We start from the raw sequence: 9,829 nt of genomic DNA, 5'->3' as shown, positions 1-9,829 counted from the left end.
AGGCGAACGGAGGAAATGCCGACCACCATAAACAGCACCTACGACAGAACTGTCGGGTTTCCACCACTGTGCTTCTCCGCCCGTACCTCCCGATCCGTCCCGATCCATTTCGGGGTACATCTCTCCAGCTCCGCAATTGTTACATCTGCTCAGCGCACGGCCGCGCGTCCACCCCCTTACTCCGCGCATAAACCGGCCCGAGAGCACAGGAATAACCGGAACTTCCGAAGACTCGGTTGCACCTGCTATGTTGTGCCCCGAACAGTCTGTCGGGGGCTGGAGCAGGTGACGTACGGCACGTTGTTGCCTTTGCGTGGCATGCCCAGAAGTGCCCCCGCAGAAGGAGTTCAATCAAGCAGCGTGGACTAACCATTCCGCCGAGCCCCGGAGATTCGTCCCGGAGTGCTCACCTGTAGATCGAGGGCATCCACCCGTCTACTCGCTCATTTCTTCTGATATCTTCGCCCACCCCGGCGACACCTGTGGTGCATTTCGGGCCCAGGCGTCGTCCTGACAGACCTCCCCGCAGGAACTCGAAAGGATTGACATGAGCGTCTCGCTTGCCAAGGGCGGCAACGTATCTCTGTCCAAGGCCACCGATAACCTCACCACCATCACGGTGGGGCTCGGCTGGGACGAGCGCACCACCACGGGTGCGCCGTACGACCTCGATGCGTCGGCGCTGATCACCGGTCCGGCATTCAAGGTTCTCTCGGATAAACATTTCGTCTTCTACGGGAACCTTTCCTCGCCCGACGGCACGGTCGAGCACACGGGCGACAACCTGACCGGTGACGGCGACGGTGACGACGAATCCATCCACGTCGACCTCGCTGCGCTCCCCCCGTCGGTGACCAACATCTTCTTCGCCGTGTCGATCTACGACGCGGACGTCCGCGGCCAGTCCTTCGGTCATGTCCGCAACGCGTACATCCGAATCATCGACCGTGTCACGGGGATCGAGCTCGCCCGCTACGACCTGTCGGAAGATGCCTCCACCGAGACCGCGATGATCTTCGGTGAGGTCTACCGCCACAACACCGAGTGGAAGTTCCGCGCTGTCGGGCAGGGTTATGCATCCGGACTTCGAGGAATCGCCCTCGACTACGGCGTCAACGTCGCCTGAGTTCATCAGTTTCGATTACACGAAGCGACCGGGACGCTCGACATCGGGCGTCCCGGCGCTGAAGCGTCCATAGAGAAAGGCCACGTCCGTGGTTCTGCGCATATTCGGCGCATCATTCGCCGTCACCGTTGTCGCCCTGGTCGTCGCTTTCCTCTACGGCGGCCCTCAGGCCCTCCTGCTCGCAGCCATCCTCGGCGTCCTCGAGGTCTCACTGTCGTTCGACAATGCGGTCATCAACGCAACCGTGCTGCGGCGAATGAGTGAGTTCTGGCAGAAGATCTTCCTCACGATCGGCATACTCATCGCCGTCTTCGGTATGAGACTCGTGTTCCCGCTCCTCATCGTCTGGGTCGCCTCGGGTCTCGGCCCCGTCGCGGCTCTGGACCTAGCCCTGAACCCGCCGGCCGACGGCGCCGCATATTTCCCGGATGGCAGGGCGAGCTACGAAACCCTGATCACGGACGCGCACCCGCAGATCGCTTCGTTCGGCGGCATGTTCCTGCTGATGTTGTTCCTGGGCTTCGTCTTCGAGAAGAAGGACATCACCTGGCTGTCCTGGATCGAGCGTCCGCTGGAACGTATCGGTAAGCTCGACCAGCTCTCGGTGGTCGTTGCATCCGGGCTCCTCGTTCTCACTGCGCTTTTCCTCGCACCCGACGGCAAGTCATCCACGGTGATGATCGCCGGCACGCTCGGCATGATCACCTACATTCTGGTCAACGGCCTCGGCGAATTGTTCAACGTCGACGAGGAGGGCGAAGAATCGTCGAGTGGTCCCAGCGACCTCGCGAAGGCAACGGGTAAGGCGGGCTTCTTCCTGTTCCTCTACCTCGAAGTGCTCGACGCATCGTTCTCGTTCGACGGAGTCATCGGTGCATTCGCCGTGACGTCCGATCCGATCATCATCGCTCTCGGCCTCGGTTTCATCGGCGCCATGTTCGTTCGTTCGATCACGGTGTACCTGGTCCGGAAGGGCACCCTCGCGGAGTACGTCTACCTCGAGCACGGCGCTCACTGGGCGATCGGCGCGCTGGCGCTCATCCTGCTGTACTCGATCGGCAACCACGTCAGCGAGATCGTCACCGGCCTGACCGGCGTGTTCTTGATCCTCGCGGCCTTGGCCACCAGCATCATCCGGAACAAGAACAACCCCGGGGACACAGACGCGGACGCGGACGAAGATCCCCGACCCGAGTCGCTCACTGTGAACGCCTGATCAGTTGGAAGTGTGGCCAGCCGGCACCCGGCTGGCCACATCCCTCCGCCGAAAGGAGTCGGCCGTCGGGCCGGACACGCCATGCCTGCACTTCCCCCCGGAGCGAATACCGTAATCCACGACGGCGCCGTCACACTGTCCGTGTCCGGCGCACGACAGGGCACGGTCGATCTGATGGCCTTCCAGTTGACGGAAGACCAGCGTGTACGAAACGACGACGACTTCATCTTCTTCAACCAGCCCAAATCGCCCGAAGGCGCTATTCGGCTGATCGGTGCCGATCGAATCTCGTTGGACCTGTCCCTCATTCCCGCACGCATTCACACACTGTCGATCGCGGTGGCTCTGGATGAGAGCGTGAGCGGCACTCTGGCGACAGTCCCCGGCCTCGGCGTCACCGTCGAACAACCGACAGGTTTGGTCGTTCAGGCACCTGCAAGCGGGTTGAGTTCCGAGCGGGCAGCGATCCTCATGGAGGTCTATCGCCGCAACGGGACATGGAAGGTGCGAAACGTCTCGCAGGGATGGAACACCGGACTTTCGACCCTCGCCATGAATTACGGTGTGGACGTCAGCCAGCCCGCGCCGGCCCCCGCACCTGCACCCACTCCTCCGCCCGCGCCCACTCCTCCGCCTGCGCCGATGCCCGGACCGACAACCGAGCGCCGAGGTGTGCCTCCGTCCCGGCCGCGGCCATCAACACCCGCCTCACCGCCTGTCACGCTCTCCAAGATCACTCTCGACAAGAACACTCCCTCGGTGAGCCTCGTAAAGGCCGGTGAGGAGCAGGGAGTCATGCGCGTGAACTTGAACTGGACGACCAGAGGCTCCGGTAAGGGGTTCCTGGGGCGCCTTGCCGGTACCAACGGCATCGATCTCGATCTCGGCTGCCTCTACGAAATGGCCGACGGCAGCAAGGGCGTCATCCAAGCCCTCGGGGAAGCGTTCGGATCGAGATACGGTTACCCGTTCATCGAGCTCGACGGCGACGACCGAACAGGCTCCGTGGCCGGTGGCGAGAACCTTTACATCGACCTGTCGAACCCGCGAGCGTTCAAGCGCATCCTTATCTTTGCGTATATCTATGAAGGTGTGCCCAATTGGGCTGCAGCAGATGGAGTGGTCACGCTGTACCGAACGTCCGGCCCGGAAATCGAGGTCCGCCTCGACTCTGGTGACAACCGCGCCCCCATGTGTGCGATTGCGTTGCTGGAAAACAAGAACGGACAGATGGACATCAAGCGCGAGGTCCGCTACATCCGCGGCAGCCAGTCGGACCTCGACAAAGCGTACAAGTGGAGGATGCGATGGACAGCGGGCAGTAAGTAGAGGGCAACGGGTCGCTCTACTCCGGCGCTCAGCGACATTTGCTAGAGACGCGGCGGTGGGACACGCTGCAGCGGCCTCGGCATCGAAACCGGATTCTGCGTGGACGGGCCACCAGTCGGTTCCGTTGCTGACGCCATGGTCGCCCAACCTCCACGGGTAGCGCTCCCGCGATCGGGAAGGACGTGAGACGCCGACGAACTCTGCTCGTCGGCGCTACTCACGCGAATCTTCTTGCCTTGATCCGCTCCAGCGCAGCCTCGGTCCCCAGTTCGGTTCGAGCCTGCGGGTTTTCGAGATAGAACCGCAACAGCGTATAGAGAAGCGTCGGATCGACGGGGTGCATGTGACAATGCACTTCGATCATCGGCGTGATCGGCAACCCACCCCAACCTAAACCCCGGGGCACCGTCGCACGTCGCTCCCACTGTGCTGCAGGGTGTCCGAGAAGCACAACCGCCCAGTTCCCGAGTACTACGGGCCTGACGGTGAGGATGGAATGCCAGTCCAACGTCGATTCCAGACTCCAGCCTCGCTGGTGGATTACGTTTGGCGTCAGTACAAGTCGTCCACGGCGGATTCTTCCGGCCAGCATCATGGGAAGGAAGAAGCCCACAACACATCCGAACACGCTCAACAAGATGACGAGCACTATCGTTCCTCCACCACCGCCATGACGAAGAATGTCCGCTGCAGCCGACAGGCAGAGTCCAGCCCCGGCGAGGAAAAATGTCGTCACCACTGCGAATACGATCCGCGACCCTTCGATGACAGTCGCCGGCACACCGTTCCACTCGATGGTGTGAATAGAGCCCATCCGATTCCTGCGCGCGTTCGCCGCGAAGGGCATCAGAATCGCGCTCACTAATACGCAACTGAACAACACTCCATATTTCGCCAGGTATGGATCACCGATCACGAGTCCACCTGCCGCAATGAGTAGCGCGGGAACGGAAAACGCCGACATGACGATCACCGAGAGCACCAGGCGTCGAGTCCATCTTCGCGCCGACCATTCGATCGGTCGTGAGAGCTGATCAGAATAGTGCATCCCAGATACCTTCCACAACATCGCCAACGGCTGATCCGGCCTCGGTGACCGCGTCGACACCGGCTGAAACAGCACCTCCCACATCCCCGATCCCGTTGGCGTACACAGCGTCTACCGAACCTGATGTGACGAGCCCTGCGGCTGATCCCACGGCTGCGCCGACAATCGCCCCTGCCGTTGTCCCCAGGATCGGCACAGCCGACCCCAAAAAGGCACCGGTCCCCGCACCCGCTGCCAACGAGGCGCCGAATCCCGCAGCCCCGGAAACAACCGCCTGACCAACCGGTTTGTCCGTGGCAAGTACGTCGTATGCCACGCCTGCAACCGCCAAAGCTCCGCCGAGCTTGATACCACTCATTCGCGCCAGGCCGTCAGACCTGACAGCCGCGGCTGCCGCGTCGTCGGCACGATGGGCCAGAGCCCTCCCGAGATCAAAATCTCGGTAGATCACCGAGGCTGGTGTACCGGGTACTCCCGATCGCGCCAGGTCGACGTACTTCTGCGCTTCTCCGGCCAAGAACGCTGCGTTCTTCCTCAATGCGGCCGCGTTCACAACAGCGAGTGCACCGGATATGCCGTTCACCGAGTTGGCGGCAAAGAAGAACCATTTGCTTGTAATCTCCGCCCCAACGTTGCGGGTCGATTCCAGCGCGATCATCCAGACAGATCTCGCGGCTCTCACTGCGGCGTCGGCGATCTCGAAGGCTGCGGTCAGCTCGTCATGTCGACGTCGTGCCGACACAGCGGCGTCATAGGCCGAAACAACGCTCGGCAACGCATCCTCCGGCGGTACAGCCGGAACGGGAGGTGGGTTTCCGGGCGGATGAATCAACCCGCCTTCCACCGCTAGCCCGGATTCCCGCGCGATGTCGCGGGCATGCGCGAGATCCGACTGTACGGATCGAAGCTGGGCAGCGAGGCGGTCGATGTGCCGTCCGTAGTCGGTGACGGCCTCAGCGAAGCGCTCTGCGCTCTGCGCGTCCGTGGTGAGAAGCTTCCGAAAGCCCTCGCTTGCCGGGCCTTCCCATCCACCGTCCGCGAGGCGCCGCGCCGAGTACATCGCATCGACCGCTCGGTCGACTTCGGCCGCGAGTTTCTCGCTGAGCCATCGTCCTGCCGCGCGAACGGATTCGGGGTCGCCCGGCAAACGGGTATCGAGCGGTGCGTTCATTCGCTCCATACCTTGGTCAGCTCGGCAGCGAGCTCATCATTTCCGGTGCGGTAAGCGGCGTTCGCCTCTTCCACGACATTGCTCGTCGATGACAGCGCAGCGACGAGGTCGCCTCCGTTTGCCATCAACAGCGCAACTATCCCCAGTACGACTGCCGTCGCGTCCCCTGCGTCGACCGACAACGGGACAGTCTCGCCCACTTCCCCGACGGTCCTACTGGCAGTGCTGCAGATCGCCGCTATTTCGTCGAGTGCAGCGTGATCGACGTAAAGGCTCACTGGCCCGGCACCTGGCCCTCCGGCATGACGACGTCCAGCAGAAGCAGGTCAAAAGGATCCGTGCGGTGCAGCGCCTCGAGTGCAGCCGACGGCAGCGCGACCCACGGTTTGAGGTCACCGCAACACCTCTGGAACCTGTCGAAAGCAGAATAGGCCAGAAGCGCCGTCCGGCCGTCCTTGGTGCGTCTCAACTCGATCACTGCATCCGCCGGATCGGTCACCCTCTCGATGCACGGCAGATAGACAATGGGCGGTACTTCTCGCGCAGCACTGGTCACTGAACCCCCTAGATCCCGACCACCGATCCCCATCGGTGTTCCCCCACCCGGTTTTCGGCGCCAAGGGTAACCGATAGCGGGATGCGCGCGTCAGTGCGAGGTCGGGAGGTACCCGTAGCGATCCATGAGGCTCCGTTGGCCTGCGGGCTGCCGGTCTCGGTCGAACGCGATGCCGGACCGCCCTCCCGGTCCTTCCATAACCGCTACAGATTCGAACCGTCGACCTGCAGCGGGAACCAAATCTTCCACCGAGCTACGCATGCCGCGGACAGCAGCTCACAGGAACCCGCAGCCATAGGTCTCGCAGCGCCACACGAATTCGTCCGATCCTTTATTGTCGGGGGGCCCTGATGTCGTCTGATCGGACGATACGCACTGGGACACTGCATAATCCGCCGCAAGTGGACGTATACTCTCCCAACGTGACGGCGGAACGTTTACTGCGGTTTCCCATCGATCACGGGCCTCCCACCCCGCCCAGATCGAATTTCCCGCGGTGCAGATGTTGAGACTCGAATTGTTGCTTGCCTCTAGGCTGCCCGCCTGAACACACGTGCCGATCCCGCGATACTCGAGTTGCCAGAGCAATCGCATGGTCGAGCCGTGCAAATTGGCGTCGCCGTCACCACTGTCGCAAAAACCGTCTCCAGCAGTGGGTGCATGTGTTCTGCAGCGCTAACCAGCACAACAACGAAATCGCCTATTACGACAGGTACGGCAGGGTAAACAAGTACGTCAGCCTGCCCACTAAAGCCGACGGAAACCAATACAAACCAATACTGCGGAAGCATCGAGGTCAGCATCGAACCTGATTCGTACGTGTCCGCACGCATCACCAATGAACATTCACGCTACGTCTACGCCGCGATCTATTCTGTCTCGTATCCGATGTTCTCGGGAAGCACCGGTGCGCCTCCGCAGTACACGCAAGTTGCGCGGGACGAGAACTACAGCAGCTACGGCGGATTCAATTACGCCTCCGCGTACTGACGGGATAACGGCGCTCACTCAGCATCGATGGAAGAGCCGGCGTTTGGCAGGAAAGTTCCTCGGCTCCATTGGAGCCGAGGAACTTTCGTGCAGCCCTCTTGGAGCAGCCCTTGGATCCGGTGTCGAGGGGTGGCACCCCTGCGTGGTGCAACGAATCCCGACACGACGAGTACTATCCAGGGCCGGCTGCTGCAAGCCGCGTGACCGGCCCCGGAGCCGAGTTGTGGCAGGGATAGCGCGCCGGGCTCTCGAGCGTTCTCCAGCACGACCTGAGCGGGCCCTGGTTCGGCGTTGTGTGCTGCAGAGGCCCACAGTGCGCACGGCACTACCCGCGTTCCTTGTAAGGCATTGTTCTTGAAAGCTGTGTATCCAATCTCGGCGTGAACCGAGTCGATTTCTCCGATACGCTCCTCTTCGCGGCCCGACGGACTTCCGCTGCGATAAGCAGCCACGGACATGCCCCCACCCGCACGACTGAATTCGTGCTGCCTTGGGGACTTGACTGTGACGCTGCTTCGTACTTCCGCCCGCCGGATTGTGGACCTCGAACAACCCGATTCGCTCGTGGAGCAATTGTTGGAGCAGATGCTGTTCAAGACCGGGCGCCGCGCCAGCGAAGCCGAGCAGCGCTCGTGGAGACGCAGCCTGCCGGCTCTCGCACACGACCTCGTCGAAGCGGGCCTGGGCGAAGTCGAGATGCTCCTCGAGTACCACCTCCCCCTCACCTCACAGCGGGCGGATGTGGTTCTCGCCGGAGTCCATCCACGGACGGGTGCTGCATCGTACGTGGTGGTCGAGCTGAAGCAGTGGACAGCCGCATACCGCTACGAGGACAGCCCTGAGTTGGTCGAGGTGCCCGGTATGCCTGGCGGCCCGAAACTTCACCCGGTGGCACAGGTAAAGGGCTACTGCGACTACCTCTCCGACTTTGCTCGTGCGTTGGCCGATCAACCCGACTCGTTGGCCGGCATCGCATACCTCCACAACGCAACCGACCCTGGGACAGTCGCAGACCTGCGCGCATACCCCACCGGGATCACCGGACGCATGTTTACTGCGGCCGAGCGTGGCGACCTGCTGGATTTTCTCCGTGCCCGCCTCGCACCGATTCCCGGCCACGCCGCCGGCGACACGCTGATGAAGTCGGCGGTCGCACCGTCTCAACAGTTGTTGAAAGTCGCGGCTGCCGAGGTGCGAGACCGACCACAGTTCCACTTGCTCGGCAACCAGAAATTGGCCGTTGACCTCGTCCTGCACGCGGTGGAGAATTCGCGTGCGTCGAACAGTAAACGGATCGTCATCGTCACCGGCGGCCCCGGGAGTGGAAAGAGCGTCATCGCCTTGTCTCTGCTCGGCGAATTGGCGCGTCGAGGACGAACCGTCCTGCACGCCACCGGGTCACGGTCCTTCACTCAGACACTTCGCAAGGTAGCGGGGCATCGAGCACCGCGCGTGCAGAAGATGTTCAAGTACTTCAACCAGTTCATGTCCGCCGATCCGAACGGCCTGGACGTCCTGATTCTCGATGAGGCCCACCGGATCCGGGAGACATCGGTCGATCGATACACCCGGGCCGAACTGCGGACCGATCGACCTCAGGTCGACGAACTCATCGCAGCGGCACGAGTACCTGTGTTTCTCCTCGACGAACATCAAGTCGTGCGTCCCGGTGAGATGGGGTCGCTCGAGCAGATCGAGCACTATGCGACGTCGCTCGGAATCGAAACACAGCATGTCCACCTGGGCGAACAGTTCCGTTGTGGGGGGAGCGAGGAATACGTCCTGTGGGTGAAGCGACTCCTCGGCCTCACCGAAGGGGGTGCATTCCAGTGGACCCCCGACCCTCAGTTCATTGTGCGCGTTGCCGACACTCCCGAGGAGATGGAGCATCTGCTTTCGCAGCAGATGGAACGCGGCTATTCGGCTCGAATGACGGCCGGCTACTGCTGGCCCTGGAGCAACGCCGACAAAGACGGCAACCTCGTTCCCGACGTGCAGATCGGAAGCTGGGCGAGGCCCTGGAACAGCAAGAGCGATCGGCGCACGGGCGATGCTCCGCCGGCTCCGTTGTGGGCCACCGAAGACGGCGGCTTCGGACAGGTCGGGTGTGTCTACACAGCACAAGGATTCGAGTACGACTGGAACGGCGTCATCCTGGGACCCGACCTGGTGTGGCGAAACGGTGGTTTTACGACGGACCGCGCCGCGAACCGCGACCCCGACTTCAAGAACCGCACCAAGATCTCCGACGTGCGATTCGATCGGCTCGTGCGCAACGTGTACAAGGTCCTGTTGACCAGGGGCATGATCGGTACGGTCATCTATTCCACGGACGCGGAGACCCGAGCAGCTCTCCGCGATTTGATCTCGGAATAGCAACTGGCACGGGTGGC

9 protein-coding genes are annotated in these 9,829 nt (G+C 62.1%); 5 read left to right on the top strand and 4 right to left on the bottom strand.

The genetic code is table 11. The features are described from left to right. Window positions 1-547: 547 nt before the first annotated feature. The 3 genes from HF886_RS14765 (at window position 548) to HF886_RS21285 (ending at window position 3,671) form a co-directional block, all read left to right on the top strand. Window positions 548-1,126: a TerD family protein gene (locus tag HF886_RS14765; protein ID WP_169652713.1), complete on the top strand. Its 579-nt coding sequence runs from the start codon at window positions 548-550 to the stop codon at window positions 1,124-1,126. Between the two features lie 88 nt (window positions 1,127-1,214). Next, entirely contained in the window at window positions 1,215-2,342 is a 1,128-nt protein-coding gene (locus tag HF886_RS14760) for a DUF475 domain-containing protein (protein WP_169652712.1), read from the top strand. Window positions 2,343-2,423: 81 nt separating this feature from the next. After that, window positions 2,424-3,671, top strand: coding sequence for a TerD family protein (locus HF886_RS21285; RefSeq protein ID WP_169652711.1), 1,248 nt, complete (start codon window positions 2,424-2,426; stop codon window positions 3,669-3,671). A gap of 217 nt (window positions 3,672-3,888) precedes the next feature. Here the strand turns inward: HF886_RS21285 and HF886_RS14750 are convergent, their stop codons facing one another. From HF886_RS14750 to HF886_RS14735, 4 genes are all read right to left on the bottom strand, one after another. After that, window positions 3,889-4,653, bottom strand: a complete 765-nt coding sequence (locus tag HF886_RS14750; RefSeq protein WP_169652710.1) for a hypothetical protein — start codon at window positions 4,651-4,653, stop codon at window positions 3,889-3,891. Between the two features lie 52 nt (window positions 4,654-4,705). Further along, a complete protein-coding gene (locus HF886_RS14745) occupies window positions 4,706-5,890 on the bottom strand; it encodes a hypothetical protein (RefSeq protein ID WP_169652709.1) in 1,185 nt (394 codons plus the stop codon). Further along, window positions 5,887-6,090 (bottom strand): hypothetical protein, encoded by a 204-nt coding sequence (locus tag HF886_RS14740; RefSeq protein ID WP_169652708.1) that lies wholly within the window; start codon window positions 6,088-6,090, stop codon window positions 5,887-5,889. The genes HF886_RS14745 and HF886_RS14740 overlap by 4 nt, the downstream gene beginning before the upstream one ends. Before the next feature lie 74 nt (window positions 6,091-6,164). Further along, a complete protein-coding gene (locus tag HF886_RS14735) occupies window positions 6,165-6,446 on the bottom strand; it encodes an SAV_915 family protein (protein WP_346765379.1) in 282 nt (93 codons plus the stop codon). Between the two features lie 819 nt (window positions 6,447-7,265). Between HF886_RS14735 and HF886_RS20910 the strand changes: the two genes are divergently transcribed. Then, window positions 7,266-7,436 carry a hypothetical protein gene (locus HF886_RS20910; RefSeq protein ID WP_206038817.1) on the top strand — a complete coding sequence of 57 codons (171 nt, stop codon included), beginning with the start codon at window positions 7,266-7,268 and terminating at the stop codon, window positions 7,434-7,436. A 504-nt stretch (window positions 7,437-7,940) separates the two neighbouring features. Continuing rightward, window positions 7,941-9,812, top strand: coding sequence for a DUF2075 domain-containing protein (locus HF886_RS14725; protein WP_169652706.1), 1,872 nt, complete (start codon window positions 7,941-7,943; stop codon window positions 9,810-9,812). Window positions 9,813-9,829: the final 17 nt, after the last annotated feature.

Origin of the sequence: Rhodococcus sp. 105337 (assembly GCF_012844225.1) — a bacterium.
Classification (GTDB): Bacteria; Actinomycetota; Actinomycetes; order Mycobacteriales; family Mycobacteriaceae; genus Rhodococcus.
This window is presented reverse-complemented; position numbering and strand designations above follow the sequence as displayed.

What these genes read in the sequence shown, in the direction of transcription:
- HF886_RS14765 (WP_169652713.1), top strand. Translation starts at nt 548, where the DNA reads ATGAGCGTCTCGCTTGCCAAGGGCGGCAACGTATCTCTGTCCAAGGCC.
- HF886_RS21285 (WP_169652711.1), top strand. Translation starts at nt 2,424, where the DNA reads ATGCCTGCACTTCCCCCCGGAGCGAATACCGTAATCCACGACGGCGCC.
- HF886_RS14745 (WP_169652709.1), bottom strand. Translation starts at nt 5,890, where the DNA reads ATGAACGCACCGCTCGATACCCGTTTGCCGGGCGACCCCGAATCCGTT.